Source organism: Enterobacter cancerogenus (assembly GCF_019047785.1).
GTDB classification, from domain to species: domain Bacteria; phylum Pseudomonadota; class Gammaproteobacteria; order Enterobacterales; family Enterobacteriaceae; genus Enterobacter; species Enterobacter cancerogenus.
In genome coordinates this window covers 1679555-1698597 of record NZ_CP077290.1, presented here as the reverse complement: position 1 = coordinate 1698597, position 19043 = coordinate 1679555, and the positions used below count along the sequence as shown (strand labels likewise).

General features: G+C 56.2%; 16 protein-coding genes and 1 tRNA gene. 11 read left to right on the top strand and 6 right to left on the bottom strand.

The genetic code is table 11. The annotated features are described in order from the left end of the window. Positions 1-123: 123 nt before the first annotated feature. The 3 genes from gpt to crl all read left to right on the top strand — a co-directional run bounded on the left by gpt (position 124) and on the right by crl (position 2390). Positions 124-582 carry a xanthine phosphoribosyltransferase gene (gene gpt, locus I6L58_RS08015; RefSeq protein ID WP_088207881.1) on the top strand — a complete coding sequence of 153 codons (459 nt, stop codon included), beginning with the start codon at positions 124-126 and terminating at the stop codon, positions 580-582. Positions 583-686: 104 nt separating this feature from the next. Beyond that, entirely contained in the window at positions 687-1931 is a 1245-nt protein-coding gene (gene frsA, locus I6L58_RS08010; protein ID WP_088207880.1) for an esterase FrsA, read from the top strand. A gap of 57 nt (positions 1932-1988) precedes the next feature. Continuing rightward, positions 1989-2390: a sigma factor-binding protein Crl gene (gene crl / locus I6L58_RS08005; RefSeq protein WP_006176796.1), complete on the top strand. Its 402-nt coding sequence runs from the start codon at positions 1989-1991 to the stop codon at positions 2388-2390. An 84-nt stretch (positions 2391-2474) separates the two neighbouring features. Here the strand turns inward: crl and phoE are convergent, their stop codons facing one another. Next, positions 2475-3527, bottom strand: a complete 1053-nt coding sequence (gene phoE / locus I6L58_RS08000) for a phosphoporin PhoE (protein WP_006176797.1) — start codon at positions 3525-3527, stop codon at positions 2475-2477. Positions 3528-3831: 304 nt separating this feature from the next. Between phoE and proB the strand changes: the two genes are divergently transcribed. Then, the gene (gene proB / locus I6L58_RS07995; RefSeq protein WP_006176799.1) at positions 3832-4935 is read left to right on the top strand and encodes a glutamate 5-kinase; all 1104 of its coding nucleotides are present in this window, start codon (positions 3832-3834) and stop codon (positions 4933-4935) included. An 11-nt stretch (positions 4936-4946) separates the two neighbouring features. After that, positions 4947-6200, top strand: coding sequence for a glutamate-5-semialdehyde dehydrogenase (gene proA, locus I6L58_RS07990; protein WP_006176800.1), 1254 nt, complete (start codon positions 4947-4949; stop codon positions 6198-6200). A gap of 236 nt (positions 6201-6436) precedes the next feature. On the opposite strand, the gene I6L58_RS07985 is transcribed toward proA, so the two are convergent. Then, a complete protein-coding gene (locus tag I6L58_RS07985) occupies positions 6437-7396 on the bottom strand; it encodes a hypothetical protein (protein ID WP_006176802.1) in 960 nt (319 codons plus the stop codon). 721 nt (positions 7397-8117) lie between these two features. Here I6L58_RS07985 and I6L58_RS07980 point away from each other — a divergent pair. Both I6L58_RS07980 and I6L58_RS07975 read left to right on the top strand, forming a co-directional pair. Next, positions 8118-8193 (top strand) — tRNA-Thr (locus tag I6L58_RS07980). A 293-nt stretch (positions 8194-8486) separates the two neighbouring features. Continuing rightward, positions 8487-8783, top strand: a complete 297-nt coding sequence (locus I6L58_RS07975; protein ID WP_058609333.1) for a hypothetical protein — start codon at positions 8487-8489, stop codon at positions 8781-8783. On the opposite strand, the gene I6L58_RS07970 is transcribed toward I6L58_RS07975, so the two are convergent. The 4 genes from I6L58_RS07970 to I6L58_RS07955 all read right to left on the bottom strand — a co-directional run bounded on the left by I6L58_RS07970 (position 8780) and on the right by I6L58_RS07955 (position 14307). Then, on the bottom strand, positions 8780-10564 hold the full coding sequence (locus tag I6L58_RS07970; RefSeq protein ID WP_088207879.1) for a diguanylate cyclase: 1785 nt from the start codon (positions 10562-10564) through the stop codon (positions 8780-8782). The genes I6L58_RS07975 and I6L58_RS07970 overlap by 4 nt on opposite strands. Positions 10565-10676: 112 nt before the next feature. Further along, complete coding sequence (locus tag I6L58_RS07965; RefSeq protein ID WP_006176809.1) at positions 10677-11786, bottom strand: AI-2E family transporter; 1110 nt, start codon at positions 11784-11786, stop codon at positions 10677-10679. A gap of 140 nt (positions 11787-11926) precedes the next feature. Next, positions 11927-13108 carry an amidohydrolase gene (locus I6L58_RS07960; RefSeq protein WP_088207878.1) on the bottom strand — a complete coding sequence of 394 codons (1182 nt, stop codon included), beginning with the start codon at positions 13106-13108 and terminating at the stop codon, positions 11927-11929. Positions 13109-13119: 11 nt separating this feature from the next. Next, entirely contained in the window at positions 13120-14307 is a 1188-nt protein-coding gene (locus tag I6L58_RS07955; RefSeq protein ID WP_088207877.1) for an MFS transporter, read from the bottom strand. A 127-nt stretch (positions 14308-14434) separates the two neighbouring features. Here I6L58_RS07955 and I6L58_RS07950 point away from each other — a divergent pair, with 127 nt between their 5' ends. From I6L58_RS07950 to tauA, 4 genes are all read left to right on the top strand, one after another. Then, complete coding sequence (locus tag I6L58_RS07950; RefSeq protein ID WP_006176815.1) at positions 14435-15343, top strand: LysR substrate-binding domain-containing protein; 909 nt, start codon at positions 14435-14437, stop codon at positions 15341-15343. Between the two features lie 237 nt (positions 15344-15580). Continuing rightward, positions 15581-16978: an S-methylmethionine permease gene (gene mmuP / locus I6L58_RS07945; protein ID WP_006176816.1), complete on the top strand. Its 1398-nt coding sequence runs from the start codon at positions 15581-15583 to the stop codon at positions 16976-16978. Beyond that, entirely contained in the window at positions 16965-17897 is a 933-nt protein-coding gene (gene mmuM / locus I6L58_RS07940) for a homocysteine S-methyltransferase (protein WP_088207876.1), read from the top strand. Before mmuP ends, mmuM begins: the two co-directional genes overlap by 14 nt. 176 nt (positions 17898-18073) lie before the next feature. Next, positions 18074-19036 carry a taurine ABC transporter substrate-binding protein gene (gene tauA / locus I6L58_RS07935; RefSeq protein ID WP_088207875.1) on the top strand — a complete coding sequence of 321 codons (963 nt, stop codon included), beginning with the start codon at positions 18074-18076 and terminating at the stop codon, positions 19034-19036. The last annotated feature ends 7 nt before the right edge of the window (positions 19037-19043 follow it).

Below are 19043 nucleotides of genomic sequence, written 5' to 3'. Positions count from 1 at the left end.
AAAAACTCAGGCTCAGGGCGCTAAACACTGGTTTTTAGTGCGTCAGATCTCTATAATCTCGCGCAACCTATTTCCCCCTTGAACACTTTTTAAGCCGTAGATAAACAGGCTGGGACACTTCACATGAGCGAAAAATACGTCGTCACCTGGGACATGTTGCAGATTCACGCACGCAAGCTGGCTGCGCGTCTGATGCCTTCCGAACAGTGGAAAGGCATTATTGCCGTCAGCCGTGGCGGTCTGGTACCGGGGGCGCTGCTGGCACGTGAGCTGGGTATTCGTCATGTCGATACCGTTTGCATCTCCAGCTATGACCACGACAACCAGCGCGAGCTGAAAGTGCTGAAACGCGCAGAAGGCGACGGTGAAGGCTTCATCGTTATTGATGACCTGGTGGATACCGGTGGTACCGCGGTAGCTATCCGCGAAATGTATCCGAAAGCTCACTTCGTGACCATCTTCGCGAAGCCGACTGGTCGCCCGCTGGTGGATGATTACGTGATTGATATCCCGCAGGATACCTGGATTGAACAGCCATGGGATATGAGTGTGGTCTTTGTACCGCCTATTTCAGGCCGCTAATTCCAGTACGTAACTTTACACGCCCGGCCATGCCGGGCGTTGTTCTTTTTAGCCTCTGCCGCGTTACAATGGTCTCTTAATGACGTATCCATGGAGGCAACGCAATGACGCAGGCGAATCTCACTGAGACTCTTTTCAAACCCCGTTTCAAACATCCTGAGACGTCGACGCTGGTGCGCCGGTTTAACTCTGGCACCATGCCTTCAGTGCAGTCTGCGTTAGACGGCAAAAATGTCCCCCACTGGTATCGCATGATCAACCGTCTGATGTGGATTTGGCGCGGTATCGATCCCCGTGAAATCCTCGAAGTGCAGGCGCGCATCGTGATGAGCGAGGCCGAACGCACCGACAGCGAACTGTACGATACGGTCGTTGGCTATCGCGGCGGCAACTGGATCTATGAGTGGTCTAAACAGGCGATGCTCTGGCAGCAAAAAGCCAGCCAGGAAGAGGATGCCACGCTCAGCGGCCAGCACTGGCTGCACGCCTCAAACCTCTACAGCATTGCCGCCTATCCCCATCTTAAGGGGGATGAGCTGGCCGAGCAGGCTCAGGCGCTGGCCAATCGCGCCTACGAAGAAGCGGCTCAGCGGCTGTCGTGCCGCATGCGCGAGCTTGAATTTACCATCCCCGGCGGAGCGTCCGTAACCGGCTTCCTGCATATGCCGGAAGGCGAGGGGCCATTCCCGACGGTGCTGATGTGCGGCGGCCTCGATTCGCTTCAGATTGATTACTTCAGCCTGTTTGAGCGTTACTTTGCACCAAAAGGGATCGCCATGCTGACGCTGGATATGCCCTCAATCGGCTTCTCAACCAAGTGGAAACTGACGCAGGACTCGAGCCTGCTGCACCAGCATGCGCTGAAAGCGCTGGAAAATATTCCATGGGTTGATCATACCCGCGTGGCGGCCTTTGGTTTCCGCTTCGGGGCCAACGTCGCGGTGCGTCTGGCCTACCTTGAATCCTCCCGCCTGAAAGCGGTCGCTTGTCTTGGCCCGGTCGTCCATGCCCTGCTCAGCGATCCCGTGCGGCAGGGCAGCGTGCCAGAGATGTATCTGGACGTGCTGGCGAGCCGTCTTGGCATGCATGATGCATCAGACGAAGCGTTGCGCGTGGAGCTTAATCGTTACTCTCTTAAAACGCAGGGCTTACTGGGGCGGCGGTGTCCTACGCCGATGCTCTCCGGATTCTGGAAAAACGATCCGTTCAGCCCGGAGGAAGAGTCGCGTTTAATCACCTCGTCATCTTCCGATGGCAAACTGCTTGAGGTGCCATTCAGCCCGGTGTATCAGAATTTTGACAAAGCGTTGAAAGAGATCACGCGCTGGATCGCTCAGAGAGTGTGTTAATAGATTGCTAAATTTTGACGGTTTGGTAAAACAGTGGCTTCACAAAAGGAGATCGTAATGACGTTACCGAGTGGACACCCGAAAAGTAGACTGATTAAGAAGTTCATGGCTCTTGGCCCGTACATTCGAGAAGAGCAGTGTGAAGAGAATCGCTTTTTTTTCGACTGCCTGGCCGTATGCGTCAACGTGAAGCCTGCACCTGAAAGCCGTGAATTCTGGGGCTGGTGGATGGAAATGGAAGCAGAGGAAAAACGTTTCACCTACAGCTACCAGTTTGGTCTGTTTAATAAAGAAGGGAACTGGCAGCCTGCGCCTATCAAAGATCAGGAAGTGATCGATCGTCTGGAGCACACGCTGAAAGAGTACCTTGCCAAAGCAACGGCGCTGCTGGCAACGCTGGACCTGAAGCTGGAACCCGCCGATGATTTCTCAAGCGAAGCGGTTAAGCTGACGGCGTAAGGTCAGGTTGGTCATCCGGGTAAGGCGAAGCCGCCACCGGGTAATAAAAAACCGGCATTACGCCGGTTTTTTATTACTGCAAAATCAGAACTGGTACGTCATGCCCAGGGCAACGATATCATCGCTGCTCACGCCCAGTTTATTATCGTCGTCAATCTGGTTGATTTTATAATCAACAAAGGCGGACATATTTTTGTTGAAATAATAGGTCGCGCCCACGTCGATATATTTCACGATGTCTTCGTCACCGATCCCTTCGATATCTTTGCCTTTAGACTGAACATAACCAATGGATGGACGCAGACCAAAATCAAACTGGTATTGCGCCACGGCTTCGAAGTTTTGCGCTTTATTGGCAAAGCCGCCTGAAATCGGGGCCATATTACGCGTTTCAGAATAGATGGTCGCCAGGTAAATATCGTTACCGTCGTACTTCAGGCCTGTTGCCCAGCCTTCCGCTTTTTTACCTTCGCCGCGCGCCTGCAGGTTTTGCTCGTTGGTACGATCAGAGCTAGCGTAAGCGCCGATGATGGAGAAATCGCTGCCGCCGAAGTCATAGCCCAGAGAGGTGCCGAAGCCGTCGCCGTTCTGTTTTTTCACGTCGCGGTTTTCGTTTTTGCCCTGGTATTGCAGGGTCATATCAAGACCATCGACCAGACCGAAAAAGTCGGTATTACGGTATGTTGCAAGGCCGCTGGAGCGTTTAGTCATGAAGTTATCAGTTTGCGCCAGGCCGTCACCGCCGAACTCCGGGAACATATCGGTCAGGGCTGCGACGTCGTACAGCGCGCCCAGATTACGACCGTAGTCGAAAGAACCGAAGTCTTTAATTTTAATCCCCGCGAAAGCAAGACGGGTTTTCTGAGATGAATCGCTTTCTGCTTTGTTACCAGCAAATTCTGCTTCCCAGCGGCCATAGCCGGTCAGCTGGTCGTTAATCTGCGTTTCGCCTTTAAAACCGAAACGGACGTAGGTCTGGTCGCCGTCTTTTGCATCATCATCGCTGAGGTAATGCATTGCTTTTACTTTGCCGTACACATCCAGTTTATTTCCGTTCTTATTATAAACTTCTGCTGCGTGAACCGATGCGGAAGCAACAACGCCCATTACCACTAATGCCAGAGTACTCTTGTTCATTTTCAATCCTGAGTGTTATATACGCGCTAAAATTCGCTGGACGATAAGCGTTTACTTAAGTCCCGTGAAAAAACAGGAAGGGTTTTATCGTTCTCGAATGAACGTTTTATGACAAAGTAAGAATATGTTTAAAAAAGTCAGTTTTATTTTTTCTGTCATATAAGCGTCAAAATCTGCCGTTAGGCTTCCTGATCCCGCGCAACAAAGTGTTCTGCTTTATGCTAAGGCGGTTGGCAACGGGCCTGAGTCCTGTTAAAACGTTCGTTTGACTTCATTTCCCCTTATTGTTGAACGGCAGATAATCATGAGTGACAGCCAGACGCTGGTGGTAAAACTCGGTACCAGTGTGTTAACAGGCGGATCGCGCCGCCTTAATCGCGCCCACATTGTTGAGCTTGTACGTCAGTGCGCTCAGTTGCATGCCGCAGGGCATCGTATTGTTATTGTGACTTCCGGGGCGATTGCCGCCGGGCGTGAACACCTGGGCTACCCCGAACTCCCCGCGACGATCGCCTCTAAACAGCTGCTGGCCGCCGTGGGACAAAGCCGACTCATTCAACTCTGGGAACAGCTGTTCTCCATCTACGGTATTCACGTCGGGCAGATGCTGCTGACGCGTGCCGACATGGAAGACAGAGAACGCTTTCTGAACGCGCGCGACACGCTGCGCGCGCTGCTGGACAACAATATTGTTCCGGTTATTAACGAAAACGACGCCGTGGCGACCGCTGAAATCAAAGTGGGCGATAACGATAATCTTTCCGCGCTGGCCGCAATCCTGGCGGGTGCCGATAAGCTCCTGCTTCTGACTGACCAGCAGGGCTTGTTTACCGCCGATCCCCGTTCCAACCCGGAAGCGGAGCTGATTAAAGACGTTCACGGCATCGACGATGCTTTACGCGCCATCGCCGGTGACAGCGTTTCCGGCCTCGGAACCGGCGGAATGGGCACCAAACTTCAGGCGGCTGACGTTGCCTGCCGTGCGGGTATCGACACCATTATCGCTGCGGGCAGCCGCCCGGGCGTTATTGGCGATGTCATGGAAGGGATCTCCGTTGGGACGCGCTTCCATGCGCAGGCGTCACCGCTGGAAAACCGTAAACGCTGGATTTTCGGCGCGCCGCCAGCAGGTGAGCTGACCGTTGATGAAGGGGCCACTGCCGCTATTCTGGAAAGGGGGAGTTCATTACTTCCTAAAGGAATTAAAAGCGTGACAGGCAACTTCTCGCGTGGTGAAGTGATCCGCATCCGTAACCTCGAGGGTCGCGACATCGCCCACGGCGTAAGCCGCTACAACAGCGACGCATTGCGCCGTATTGCAGGCCACCATTCGCAGCAGATCGACGCTATTCTGGGCTATGAATATGGCCCGGTAGCCGTGCATCGCGATGACATGATCATTCGTTAAGGAGCCAGAACATGTTGGAACAAATGGGTGCCGCCGCGAAGGCCGCCTCTTATAAACTGGCGCTCCTTTCCAGCCGTGAGAAAAACCGCGTGCTGGAAAAAATCGCTGATTACCTGGAATCCCAGGCATCCGAGATCCTGCTCGCTAACGAACAGGATTTGCTGGAAGCGCGTCGCAATGGCCTGAGCGAGGCGATGCTCGACCGCCTGGCGCTTAATCCTGCGCGCCTGAAAAGCATTGCCGACGATGTTCGTCAGGTCTGTAATCTGGCCGATCCGGTCGGGCAGGTGATTGACGGCGGGCTGCTCGACAGCGGTTTGCGTCTTGAACGCCGCCGCGTGCCGCTCGGCGTCATCGGCGTGATTTACGAAGCCCGTCCGAACGTCACCGTTGACGTGGCCTCTTTGTGTCTTAAAACCGGTAACGCCGCCATTCTGCGCGGCGGGAAAGAGACCTGGCGCACCAACGCGGCAACGGTAAAGGTCATCCAGCAGGCGCTGGAGGAGTGCGGCTTACCGGCGGGTGCCGTGCAGGCCATTGAAAGCCCGGACCGCGCGCTGGTGAACGAGATGCTGCGCATGGACAAATACATCGACATGCTGATCCCACGCGGTGGCGCAGGGCTGCACAAGCTGTGCCGCGAGCAGTCAACCATCCCGGTGATCACCGGCGGTATCGGCGTGTGTCATATTCTGGTGGATGACACCGCAGAAATTGACCCTGCGCTGAAAATTATCGTCAATGCTAAAACTCAGCGTCCGAGCACCTGCAATACCGTAGAGACCCTGCTGGTGCACCAGGGCATTGCACGCACCTTCCTGCCTGCGCTGAGCCAGCAGATGGCGCAAAGCGGTGTGACGCTGCACGCTGATGCCAGTGCGCTGGCGCTGCTGAAGGACGGCCCGGCGAATGTGGTTCCCGTGAAAGCGGAGCAGTACGATGATGAGTTTCTGTCGCTGGATCTGAACGTGAAGGTGGTCGCCGATCTCGACGACGCCATTGCGCACATCCGTGAACACGGGACGCAACACTCTGATGCGATCCTGACCCGCACGCTGCGCAACGCGAATCGCTTTGTGAACGAAGTGGATTCTTCAGCCGTGTATGTGAACGCCTCTACGCGATTCACCGACGGCGGCCAGTTTGGCCTGGGCGCGGAAGTGGCCGTGAGCACTCAGAAACTGCATGCGCGCGGCCCGATGGGGCTGGAAGCACTGACCACGTATAAGTGGATTGGCTTCGGCGATGATACTATCCGTGCGTAAATAACGGGCGGGTGATGCAAGTAGACAATGGATTCCAAAGGCCTTAATGCATCTCCCGCGCCATCTCCTTTCCTTCTCGTCGCGGCTACGCCTGCAAACGATCCTTCACTCTGTTTTATCCCGTCAAAAGCCGGGTATCAGTGCATAAACAAGGCAATCAGAATAATGATTGGAATAGGAACGCCTAAAAAGAACAGCAATATCGAACGCATGTAAACCTCCCAAATTATCAATAATTATAAGTCACGCTGACGACCACCGAAGGTCGCACACAGGCTGGCGACGAAAGCACCAATCAGAAGTGAGATGAATGTCCAGAGAGTGATGTAGCTGGTGGTTTTCCGCGCTTCATCAGCGGCCTGCTGAGCTTTGGTTTTGGCCTCTTTCAGCGCGTTCTGCGCTTTTTCGTAAGTAGCAGTCACTCGCTGTTCAGCTTCACTCTGGCTAATGCCCGTTTTCTGAGAAATCAGCTGGGCAACATATTGCTGGTCTTCTTTTGGCAGAGAACCTGTCGTAATACTGTGGGCGAAAATACCGGTGACTTCACCTAACTCCGCAGGGGAAACTTCTTGTTGCGGTGCAGGTCCTGGTGTCTGGGTATTTGTCGATACTGCCGACGTATTCGCGGTGTCAGTATTCATTGTTCTGAATAAAGACTGGATAAAATATTGCGTAGAGGGATCCGAGCCAGAGGTCGCATTTGCAACACCACCCATCGTGGCCGTGGCTGCGCCACCTGCTACCGCACCAATTGCTTTGGCACTCCCGCCGATAATAGAGCCAGCGGTGGTCGTTAATAATATTGCCGAGATAAGTGAAGCCACGGCCCAGGTCAAAAAGCCATGTGCTGTATCGCGGAAATAAACTTCGTTTGAGTGAGTCGCCACCCATTTAGTGCGTAAACGCCCGGCAAGATAGCCACCCATTCCCGATGCTGCTATTTGGGTGAAGGCAAGCCACACGATGGCAGCGATACCTACCGTAGAGGCATCCAGACCATCATTTTCCCAGGGAGAAATAGACGTCAGGCCTAATCCTGCGCCCAGCATAAGTAGAATCATGGAAAGAGAGGCCGCAGCGGCTGCACCTGCAAATATGGCCCCCCATGATACCGCGCTGTTGCTGGCGGCGGGCAGGGATGAATATGTCTCGGGATCCCGACGGAGGGTAGTGGGTTGGTCGTAAATTTGAGTCATATCTGTTGTCCTTTAAATTAACGCTAATCCTGACGCTTCGCGCTGAGAGGGGGAATTAATTGAGCGAAAACAAACGCCTTTGCACCATGAATTAACATAGCGTGATAATAATGGTCCAACCTGATAAATATAAAACCGTGGAGTAAACGTCTATATCCAGTAAAAGATATAATTCCTACTGTCTATATGATACTAGTCGTAATTTGCCAGTTAGCTATCAATGCGCATAAAAAATATCACATGGAATTGTAAATATTTGTAATCAATCATCCTGAGCGAAAAGGTATACTCAGCAATAAAATAGAAACACCAATAAAATCAGAAACAACGCATTTGCATAATCCGCGACCCCAGCTATTATTGATATTTGGATCTAAGAAAACGCAATATAGGGATTAATATTATTTATTCTCACTCACCCTCGGCTGGACATTCACCTTGTAGATAAGAGGCATCTGCAAAAGGGGGACCGACAATTGATCCCTTTATACGTATGCGTCCCAAAACAGACCTCAGTGCATGTGGTCTGGCGAGGCTCTTCATGATCCTGACGCAAAGACGTGCCACCGGGTGGGTGAAGCCGGAGGCAAATGTACTTTTTGTGCGTAAGGAAAACCCGTGTGATGCAAAAATAGACGTTCGATTCAAAAGGGCATTGACGCATCCCCCGGTTAGATCTACTCTTTTGCCCCGTGGTTACGCTCGTAACCGGCCTCTCAGGGCCGATATAGCTCAGTTGGTAGAGCAGCGCATTCGTAATGCGAAGGTCGTAGGTTCGACTCCTATTATCGGCACCACTCTCAATGATAAATCTCTTGCTTCAACCCCCCGTAACAAACATCAAAAATCATTTATCCCTGATTCAGAACAGACATGCCTGAATGAACACACGAGTGCATGTTCCCCGCCATTCCCAAATAACCCCAAAAACATATCCCAAATGAATAATACCAACTGGCAGTTTTCACACTATGAATACCCCGCCAACATCCTATACCCCCTCCCATAATAACCTTGTTCTATATCAGTACATTCCGCGTTTTCAATACTTATTCTGGACCTCTCCCTTCTGTTAAAACGAGTCATTAAAATGAACGGTAAATCATCATGGATGGTGCTTTTGGCTGCGTGCGGCCTTTTTCTGGCGGGAAATGCCACGGCAAAAGGCCATTCAGTATCCGATGAACAGGTAAAAGAGAACGTTATTGCCGAATCGATTGCTTCGTATCCGGGCGTTTGCGCCTGTCCTTTTAACCGTGCGAGAAACGGCAGCGCCTGTGGAAGACGCAGTGCCTGGAGCAAAGCGGGCGGCTATGCCCCCATTTGCTATAAAAACGAAGTCACAGACGAGATGGTCAGGGAGTGGCGCGCGCAAAATAATGGTTAGCCCGCCTCCAGCATTCCAAAGCTTACAATTCGCGAGCGGCCCAGTTCTTTTGCCCGGTACAGGGCGACATCCGCGGCGCGCAGCAGGTTATCGCTCTGGGCGTGCTGCGGATAGCTGGCGATCCCGATCGAGACATCAACCGGACCAATTTCTGTCAGCCCGTAATGGGGGGAGAGGGCCTGCACGCCGTCGTAAATCTTCGTTGCGCAGGCATGCGCTGCCTCTTCGTCCGCACCGGTGAGAAGCGCCAGGAACTCTTCACCGCCGTAGCGGAAGGCCAGGCCGGTATCGTGTACCGCGCGCTGAATAATGGTTGCCACGCTTTTGATCACCTGGTCACCGGCTTCATGACCAAAGCGATCGTTAATGCTTTTGAAGTGATCGATATCGATCATCAGGCAGCTTATCGGCTCCTTATTGCGCATGGCCTGGGTCATCTGCGTGCGTAAGGTATCTTCCAGATGATGGCGATTGCGTAATCCGGTGAGGGGATCAAACAACGCTTTTTCCAGCAGAGCATCGCGCAACCGCTGGTTGGCCAGCGCCAGCCCGAGCGCCTCCGCCATCAGCTCCAGATACGCGCGGGAGGGCGCACTGTCCGGGCTGATGTTCTGGAAAGAGAGCAGGCCGATGGCTTCGCCCTGCGCAATAAGCGGCACGCACAGCGACTGATGCATTTGCGAGGCCGGCAGATGCGAGCAGGTGATATCCGGCTCGCCGTTTACCGGTGGATGGCTCTGCCCGCGTCGAATGGCCCAGCACGCATCCGGGTGGAACGGTTTTTTCTCTCCTTCAGGCGACAGCCATTCGGCCGCGCAGCGCATCTCCCACGACGCGCGATCGACGATATACAAGCGTCCCGACACGCCCGGCGCAATATTGGGGGCGAACAGCTCCGCCACGTTAATCACGTCCGCGAAGCTCTCGCAGCCTTGAAATCGTTGGGTCATGCGCGCCAGCAGCTCGCGGATCGCCCAGTCGGCGTCGCGCTCTTTCTCCAGCCGCTGCCGCGCCAGGCCATTTTCGCGGAAAATACGGATAGCCTGCGCCATATCGCCAATCTCATCGATTTGGGTGAAGTTCGGCGTCTCGACCGCATAGTCCTGCGACGCCAGGCGGTGTACCACGTCGCTCAGCCGCACGACCGGGTGCAGGACGCGGCGTTTGAGAATAAAGCCCATCACGAACAAAAAGAGCAGGGCAGTCAGCCCAACCATTACCTCGGAGGCGGTACGCAGCTTTTTCGATGTGTTTGTGGCCGCCTGCACGTCGGCAATGATGCGTTTATCCAGAAGCTGGCGAAAATGATCAATCTGGCTCTGCGCGCGCTCCAGCTCCTGCTCATAGGTATTGCCATACAGCAGCGCAACGGCCTGCTGCTCGTTACCTTGCGCCATGCTGGCGAGCGCCACCTGCTGTTCATCCTGCAGCTCGTCGATGATTTTCAGCCCTTCCTGCAGCAGCGCCAGCTCTTCGACCGAGGCTCCCGTGTCTTTTAACGCTTCGAGCCGATGCTCAATACCCTTCAGGCTACCTTCTTTCATCCGATACTCGTTGAGGATGGCCGGCTCTTTTTTGATGACGAACAGGCGCGCCAGGTCGGAGAGCATCCAGGCATCGGTCTCCACATTTTCGGTCAGCTGATCGAACTGCTGCCGCTGCTTAACGGCCTCGCGCTCAACGCTGTCGGCATGGGACGCCATCAGCATGACGACGCCGGAGGCGAGGGTCAGACACACCGTGGCGCCGTAGGCCCAGTTTGTGATTGTGGCGATTCGCACCTGTTAATCCTTCTGCGACAAGAGTGGGATGGCGTTCTTTCAAATTATAGAAAACGTTTGATTTATGGTGAAAAAAAAGGCGGCACGGGGCCGCCTCGTTTTAACGATAGGGTTATAAATCCGGCGGGTTTCGCCCTTCTTCGATAAACTCGGCATCCAGCTCTTCGGCGTTGCCTTCATGGTCGCGACCGGAGAACAGGTTCCAGCAGGCGATAAACAGCGCGGCAATCAACGGGCCAATGACGAAGCCGTTAATGCCGTAAAGCTCCATGCCGCCCAGCGTGGAGATCAGGATCAGGTAGTCCGGCATTTTGGTGTCTTTGCCCACCAGCAGCGGACGCAGGATGTTGTCCACCAGGCCGACAATGATGACAAAGAAACCGACGATGAACAGCCCTTGCCAGATTTGATGGGTGGCGAACAGGTAAATTGCCGCCGGAACCCAGACAATCGCCGAGCCGACGGCGGGCACCAGTGACAGGAACGCCATCAGCGCGCCCCAAAGGATACTGCCGTCGATGCCCACAATCGCAAACGCGATCCCACCGAGCGTACCCTGAACTACGGCCACAACGGCCGTCCCTTTTACCGTCGCGCGGGAGACCCCAACAAACTTGGCAAACAGGTGCTGTTTGGCAAAATCAGACAGCGGCAGAGAGTCGAGGATCTGGCGCACCAGATACGGCCCATCTTTCAGCAGGAAGAACAGCAGATAGAGCATGATGCCGAAGCTGATGGCGAACCCGAACGTTCCCTTACCGATCAGGAACGCGCTGCCTGCGAGGTATTGCCCGCCTTTAAGCGCAGCGTCCGAGAGTTTTTTCTGGATCTCGGCGGCGTTGGTCAGGTCGTGATCCGCCAGGAATCCGCTGGCCCAGTCCGGCAGACGGTTAAAGACCCCGGCAACCACCTCCGGGAACTGGGTATTGTTTTGCTGCAGCTTGGTGTAAACCACGTTCAGCTCAATGGCGAGCGAGGAGAGGATCACCGTTAACGGAATAAAGACGATCAGGCAGATAATGCACAGGGTCAGGAACGACGCCAGCCCGTTGCGTTCGCCAAGCGCAGTGCGCAGCTTGTTTTTTACCGGGTTAAAGATGATGGTCAGGATCGCGGCCCACAGTATCGCGGAGAAGTAGGGCGAGAGCACATCGAAAAAGGCCCAGGTAACGAGGGCGAGAATGAGAATGAAGAAACCTTTGGTCAGTCCATTAAAGCGCATAGTAAGTCCTGGTAACGAAGAAACTGTGTCGACTATAGAACTGATTTAAGGATTTACCAATAATTGTGCGGCGGCGGCCTGCCAGTTGCGTGTCACCGGCAGGCCGCATGCGTTATCGCTCCCTCAGTGTAAAGAGAGCCTCACATCTCCTCAAACAGCGCGCTCACTAACGCAATATGCGTCTTCACGCCCACGGCCAGCGCGGCTTCGTCGATGCGAAAGTGCGGGTTATGGACGTTCCATACCGCGCCTTTTTCCTCGTTACCACAGCCAATAAACAGGAAAGTGCCGGGGATTTTCTCCTGATAGGAGGAGAAGTCTTCGCTGCCGAACAGCGCGCGATCGGCCAACTGTAGCGTTCCTTCAGCAAAGTGTTCGGCGATGGCGGCTTTGGCGATGGCGTTGGTATCGGCATGGTTGTTCCCGACGGCATAACCCTGTTGCCAGCGTATCTCACAGCGGGCACCGTGGGCGCTGACAACCCCCTCGACAATCCGCTGCATCAGCTGCGGCACCTGCTCACGTACCTGCTGATTATGCGTGCGTACCGTGCCCGCCAGACGTGCGCTGTCCGGAATGACGTTATAGCTGTCGCCTGCCTGGAAGGTGGCGATGGTCAGCACCGGGGCGTTAATCGGGTCGAGATTCCGCGCCACCACGTTTTGCAGGGCGGTAACCACTTCCGCGCCAATCACGACCGGATCGATACAGAACTGCGGCATAGAGCCGTGACCGCCCTGGCCGAAAAGGGTAATGTCGAAGTTGTCGCTGGAGGCGACGTACACTCCCTCTTTCAGGGTGATTTTGCCGGTCGGGCTGGTGGGGAAAACGTGCAGCCCGAAGATCTTCTCGACGTCGTCAACCACCCCTTTTTCCACCAGTTCGCGCGCGCCGCCCGGCGGCACCTCCTCTGCCGGCTGAAAGATAAACTTAATGCTGCCATGCAGCTGATGGCGCAGGCGGCAGAGCACTTTGGCGGCACCCATCAGCATCGCGGTGTGGGCATCGTGTCCGCAGGCGTGCATTACCCCGGCTTTGGTGGAGCTGAACGCTTCACCGCTCTCTTCCTGTAGCGGCAGGGCGTCAATGTCCGCACGCAGCGCCCACATCGGGCCGGGCTTCTCGCCCTGTAATACCGCGATGACGCTGTTCTCTACCGGGCGGCTCAGTACCAGCTCGGGCAGGGCTGCCAGTTCCCGCGCGATAAAATCAGCGGTCGGCTTCTCCTGAAACGACAGGTCCGGGTTGGCGTGAATATGCCTGCGCCAGCGGATCACATCGTCGTGTACGTCGCGGATAAGGTTTTCAAGGGTACTTTTCATGACACTCTCCTTCAGTCAGTGACCGGCAGCGGTGCGGCAGGTTTTTTTATCAGTGGCGCAATCGCCACGCCTGCGCACACCATTGCCAGTGACAGGAAAATAAATGCGCTCTCATAGCTGTAGCTTTGCCCAACCAGATAACCAATGACAACAGGCGAAACGAAGCCGCCCAGGGTCCCGCCGGTATTAATCAGTCCGATGGCCGAGCCCGTGATGTTTTCCGGCAGGCGCTTCATCGGCAGGGTAAAGGCGGTGACAAAGGTCGCCATCAGGAAGATCTCCCCGACAAACAGCAGGGCGCTGGCGGTCAGCGCTGTGGACGTGTGGAAGATGCCAAAAATGGCGGCGGCACTCACCAGCGCGCAGGTCAGGATCACCTGCGGCTCGCGGTTGTGAAAATATTTCCCGACCAGCCAGCCGGTCCCTAATGAGGATAGCCAAATCCCCGCGCCACCGGCCGCCACGATATAACTGGAAATCTCCAGCGGCATGCCCATGCTCTGGACGAAAAATTTTGGCAGCCACGCCAGCAGGCCGTAGCTGGGAATATTGACGCAGAAGACGGAGATAAACAGCAGCACGACCGTTGGGTTGCGCCACAATGCGCCGCTCTGGCCCTGCGCGTGCTGGCGGGCGGCGGGTTTCTGGTACGGCACGCGCACGGCGATCAGCACCGCAATGGCGCAGGCAACGATCCCCAGCGAGACAAACGACGCGTGCCAGCCGAGGTGTGCCAGCGCCCAGACGGCGACAATCGGCCCTACGGTCATCGCCAGTCCGGCGGAAGAGAGCAGAACGGATTGGGCAAAGGTGCGCTTTTCCAGCGCGAAGTTACTGACCACCGCTTTGGCGCAGGAGCAGGGATAGCCCGAATGCCCCACGCCGGAGAGAAAGCGAAACACCAGCAGCAGGCCAAAGCTCATGCCCAGCGCGCCAAAGCAGAGGGCGAAGATCCCCAGCGCGCACAGGGAGAGGATCAGCATGGTTTTGTAGCCGATTTTATCGTTCAGCCAGCCCGCCGGTATCTGAAACAGGGAGTAGGCCAGGAAGAAGATCCCGGTGATATACCCCAGCTGCGCGGTGCTCAATCCAAACTCTTTTTCGATGGGCAGCAGCGCAAAGCCCATCACGGTTTTATCGATATAGACCACGACATACCCGATAAAGAGCAAAAAAATCATCTGTGACTGGCTTTTCATATTTTTTTCCGCCTGGCGTCAGAGTGCGATGAAAGGTGTTGTGTGCATCCTGAATCTAGGGGTTTACCGGAGGGGCGGGAAGATATAATTTTTCTATAGGTGATGCTTTTTTGTTATAGGGTGAGGGATGAACTATCTGCCAAAACTCGGCCATCTTCTGGCCTTTCGTCAGGTCGCGCGCAGTGGCAGTATTCGTTCGGCGGCGCGGGAGCTGGGCGTCTCTCAGCCCGGATTGAGCCGAACATTGCGTGAGCTTGAGCAAACTTTAGGCACACAACTTTTATTGCGCAGCAAAGAGGGCATCACGCTTACCGAGGCGGGAATGGCGTTTTCCCGGCGTGCGGAGTGGGTGCTGGAAGAGTTGCGCCGCGCGGCCGATGAGGTGGAACAGATTAACCATTTCACACACGGGCGGCTGACCGTGGGATTCTCGTCACTCATTGCTCTGACGGTGTTTCCGGGCGTGGCCGATGCTTTTAAGGAGACGCTGCCCCAGGTGTTACTGACGGCCAAAGAGGGGCAGCTGTCCTCGCTGCTGCCCGGCGTGCGCAGCGGTGAAATTGATATCGCTATTGGCTCAGTCGATCCGATGGCACCGCCGGAAGGGGTGATGATCGAGCCGCTGTTTACCTCACCGTTTTGCATCGTCGCGCGCAAGGGGCATCCGCTGGCGGAGGCTCGCGAGTTGATGGCGCTACGTCAGGCCAAATGGCTGCTGCCGGAGTCGACCATGGGCTACTACCAGCAGCTGCAGAATGAACTTAGCCATTTTTATCGTCAGGTCGACGTCACCCCGCTGCGCACGGATTCCGTCATCACCGGGTTAAATATGGTCATCAACGCAGACTATCTGACGGTCGTGGCCCGGGCGATGTGTCAGCCGCTGCAGCTTGAAGATAAGCTGGTGGCGCTGCCGATCACCCAGCTGCCGTCGGCACAGTATTGCGCGGTGTGGTCGCAGAAATCGGCGATGACCACCAACGCCCGACAGTTTTTGATTCGCTTGCGCGAGGCGTGCAGGGGGTTTAGCTGGTAAAGACGCTCTCGCACTTTCGTCTGACCGCAGCTGCCAGCCAGCCGCGCCATACTGTCAGTAACTGCCTGCGGAGGTGCTTATGGCCTGGCGTCCCATCCTTTACGTGATCCTCACCACCCATCCCCGACTCAGCGCCCGGCGCGCCCGGTTGCGGCGTGTCGTCTAGCTTTTTGTTAACAATCGCGGTATAACACACCTTCTTTGGATGTTTAGATGTCCATACGTTTAGAAGGTAATATGCAAACAGAACAAAACGGACAGCTTAAGCGCACCATGAAAACGCGCCACCTGATTATGCTCTCGCTGGGCGGCGTGATTGGTACAGGGTTATTTTTCAATACGGGCTACATCATTTCTACAACCGGGGCGGCGGGCACGCTGCTGGCGTACCTGATCGGCGCGCTGGTGGTCTGGCTGGTGATGCAGTGCCTCGGCGAACTCTCGGTGGCGATGCCGGAAACCGGCGCGTTTCACGTCTATGCCGCCCGCTATCTTGGCCCGGCGACGGGGTATACCGTGGCGTGGCTCTACTGGCTCACCTGGACGGTGGCGCTCGGATCGAGCTTTACCGCCGCCGGATTCTGCATGCAGTACTGGTTCCCGCAGGTTCCCGTCTGGGCGTGGTGCGTGGTGTTCTGCGCGGTGATTTTCGGCCTCAACGTTATTTCGACGCGCTTCTTTGCCGAAGGGGAGTTCTGGTTCTCGCTGGTTAAAGTCATCACCATCATCGCCTTTATTATCCTCGGCGGCGCGGCCATCTTCGGGTTTATCCCGATGCAGGACGGCTCACCCGCGCCAGGCCTGAGCAATATCACCGCTGAAGGCTGGTTCCCGCACGGCGGCCTGCCGATCCTGATGACCATGGTGGCGGTGAATTTCGCCTTCTCGGGAACGGAGCTGATTGGCATTGCGGCAGGGGAGACCGAGGATCCGCACCGGGTCATTCCGGTGGCGATCCGTACCACCATCGCCCGGCTGATCATTTTCTTTATCGGCACCGTATTTGTACTGGCAGCGCTGATCCCAATGCAGCAGGCCGGCGTGGAAAAAAGCCCGTTCGTGCTGGTGTTTGAAAAAGTCGGTATTCCCTATGCCGCGGATATCTTTAACTTTGTGATCCTGACGGCGATCCTCTCGGCGGCCAACTCGGGGCTGTATGCATCCGGGCGCATGCTGTGGTCGCTGTCCAACGAGAAAACCCTGCCGCGCTGCTTTGCCCGCGTTAATAAAAACGGCGTGCCGCTGACGGCGCTCTCCGTGTCGATGCTCGGCGGCGTGCTGGCGCTCTTTTCAAGCGTGGTGGCCCCGGACACGGTGTTTGTCGCACTCTCGGCAATTTCCGGGTTTGCGGTGGTGGCGGTGTGGATCAGCATCTGCGCCTCGCACTTCGTCTTTCGTCGTCGTCACCTGCAGTCCGGCCAGCCGCTCTCGGCGCTGCAGTACCGCGCGCCGTGGTATCCGCTGGTGCCGGTGCTGGGCTTTATTCTGTGCGTGGTGGCCTGTATCGGCCTGGCGTTTGACGCGAGCCAGAGAATTGCCCTTTACTGCGGGCTGCCGTTTGTCGCCCTGTGTTATGGTGCGTACTATCTGACCCAAAAAACGACGACGCAGGAGCCTGAACATGTCGCAGAATAATCCGCTCACCGCCCTCCTTGAAACGCAGCCTTACGTGGTGCTCGATGGCGCGATGGCAACACAGCTGGAAGCGCGCGGTTGTAACCTGGCTGACAGCCTCTGGTCTGCCAAAGTCCTGGTGGAAAACCCGGAGCTAATCCGCGAGGTGCATCTGGATTACTACCGTGCCGGTGCCCAGGTGGCGATCACCGCCAGCTACCAGGCCACGCCAGCGGGCTTTGCCGCGCGCGGGCTGGACGAGGCGCAATCGCGTGTGCTGATCGGCAAAAGCGTGGAGCTGGCGCGTAAGGCGCGGGAAGCGTATCTCGCCGAAAACGCAAACGCGTGCACGCTGCTGGTGGCGGGGTCCGTGGGGCCGTACGGCGCATACCTGGCGGATGGTTCTGAGTATCGCGGTGACTACGTGCGTAGCGCTGAGGAATTTACCCGGTTCCACCGTCCGCGCGTGGAAGCCTTGCTGGATGCGGGTGCCGATTTGCTGGCCTGCGAAACGCTGCCATCCTTTGCGGAGATTAAAGCGCTGGCATCACTGTTGGCAGAGTATCCCCGCGCCCGGGCGTGGTTCTCGTTTACGCTGCGTGACAGCGAGCATCTGAGCGACGGCACGGCGCTGCGCGAGGTGGTCTCTGCACTGAGTCATTACCCGCAGATTGTGGCGCTGGGGATTAACTGTATCGCGCTGGAAAACACCACGGCGGCCCTGAAACACCTGAACAGCCTGACGGCGCTGCCGCTGGTGGTCTACCCGAACTCGGGGGAGCATTATGATGCGGTGACGAAAACCTGGCATCACCACGGTGAAGCCTGCGAGACGCTGGCGGGGTATCTGCCCCAGTGGCTGGAAGCTGGCGCGAAGCTGATTGGCGGCTGCTGTCGGACCACACCGAAAGACATCGCTGAGCTGAACGCGCAGCGCTGAGTGCTTTGCCGGGTAAGGCGTAGCCGCCACCCGGCACAAAACAACCGCACAAAACCAACTATCCTTTCCCGCTTTTTATCTAAAAACGAATCGTCATTAGCGATTCTTTTTTATTCCTTTATCAAAATTCCTGCGCCGGAAATACTGCCTCCATAACAACAAGGGGAGCAGGCACTATGGCAGTTTCATCGCGGATCACACTACTCGGCGCGCTGGCGCTGTGGGCATTTCAGGCGCAGGCGGTGGAGGTCACCGTTGCGTATCAAACCTCTGCCGAGCCGGCGAAAGTCGCGCAGGCCGATAACACCTTTGCCAAAGAGAGCGGGGCGAAAGTCGACTGGCGCAAGTTCGACAGCGGAGCGGCCATCGTCCGGGCGTTAGCCTCCGGCGACGTGCAGATTGGCAATCTCGGCTCCAGCCCGCTGGCCGTGGCCGCCAGCCAGCAGGTGCCGATTGAGGTCTTCCTGCTGGCCTCGCAGCTCGGGAACTCCGAAGCGCTGGTGGTGAAAAAAACCATCACCAAACCCGAGGATCTGATTGGCAAGCGCATCGCCGTGCCGTTTATCTCCACCACCCATTACAGCCTGCTGGCGGCGCTTAAACACTGGGGCATTAAGCCGGGCCAGGTGCAAATTCTCAACCTCCAGCCGCCGGCCATTATTGCAGCCTGGCAGCGCGGTGATATTGACGGAGCCTACGTCTGGGCGCCCGCCGTGAACGAGCTGGAAAAAGACGGCACCGTTCTGACGGACTCCGCAAAAGTCGGTGAGTGGGGCGCGCCCACGCTCGACGTGTGGGTAGTGCGTAAGGATTTCGCCGAAAAACACCCGGAGGTGGTGAAGGCCTTTGCTAAAAGCGCCCTCGACGCGCAGCAGCCCTATATCAGCAATCCCAATGCGTGGCTGAGCGAGCCTGCTAACCTGGAAAAACTGTCGCGCCTGAGCGGCGTGCCGGAGGCTGACGTGCCGGGGCTGGTGAAGGGCAATACCTATCTCACGCCCGCTCAGCAGGTACAGCAGTTAACCGGGCCGGTGAACAAAGCCATCGTCGACACGGCAACGTTCCTGAAAGAGCAGGGCAAAGTGCCTGCGGTGGCCGCGGATTACAGCCAGTACGTGACCGATCGCTTTGTGAAATAAGGGGGCT

Bases quoted from the DNA above. Each gene is read 5' to 3' on its own strand.
- mmuM (WP_088207876.1), top strand. From the start codon at position 16,965: ATGTCGCAGAATAATCCGCTCACCGCCCTCCTTGAAACGCAGCCTTAC.
- I6L58_RS07950 (WP_006176815.1), top strand. From the start codon at position 14,435: ATGAACTATCTGCCAAAACTCGGCCATCTTCTGGCCTTTCGTCAGGTC.
- gpt (WP_088207881.1), top strand. From the start codon at position 124: ATGAGCGAAAAATACGTCGTCACCTGGGACATGTTGCAGATTCACGCA.
- I6L58_RS07955 (WP_088207877.1), bottom strand. From the start codon at position 14,307: ATGAAAAGCCAGTCACAGATGATTTTTTTGCTCTTTATCGGGTATGTC.
- proA (WP_006176800.1), top strand. From the start codon at position 4,947: ATGTTGGAACAAATGGGTGCCGCCGCGAAGGCCGCCTCTTATAAACTG.
- I6L58_RS07985 (WP_006176802.1), bottom strand. From the start codon at position 7,396: ATGACTCAAATTTACGACCAACCCACTACCCTCCGTCGGGATCCCGAG.
- I6L58_RS07960 (WP_088207878.1), bottom strand. From the start codon at position 13,108: ATGAAAAGTACCCTTGAAAACCTTATCCGCGACGTACACGACGATGTG.
- crl (WP_006176796.1), top strand. From the start codon at position 1,989: ATGACGTTACCGAGTGGACACCCGAAAAGTAGACTGATTAAGAAGTTC.
- I6L58_RS07975 (WP_058609333.1), top strand. From the start codon at position 8,487: ATGAACGGTAAATCATCATGGATGGTGCTTTTGGCTGCGTGCGGCCTT.
- mmuP (WP_006176816.1), top strand. From the start codon at position 15,581: ATGCAAACAGAACAAAACGGACAGCTTAAGCGCACCATGAAAACGCGC.
- phoE (WP_006176797.1), bottom strand. From the start codon at position 3,527: ATGAACAAGAGTACTCTGGCATTAGTGGTAATGGGCGTTGTTGCTTCC.
- tauA (WP_088207875.1), top strand. From the start codon at position 18,074: ATGGCAGTTTCATCGCGGATCACACTACTCGGCGCGCTGGCGCTGTGG.
- frsA (WP_088207880.1), top strand. From the start codon at position 687: ATGACGCAGGCGAATCTCACTGAGACTCTTTTCAAACCCCGTTTCAAA.
- I6L58_RS07965 (WP_006176809.1), bottom strand. From the start codon at position 11,786: ATGCGCTTTAATGGACTGACCAAAGGTTTCTTCATTCTCATTCTCGCC.
- proB (WP_006176799.1), top strand. From the start codon at position 3,832: ATGAGTGACAGCCAGACGCTGGTGGTAAAACTCGGTACCAGTGTGTTA.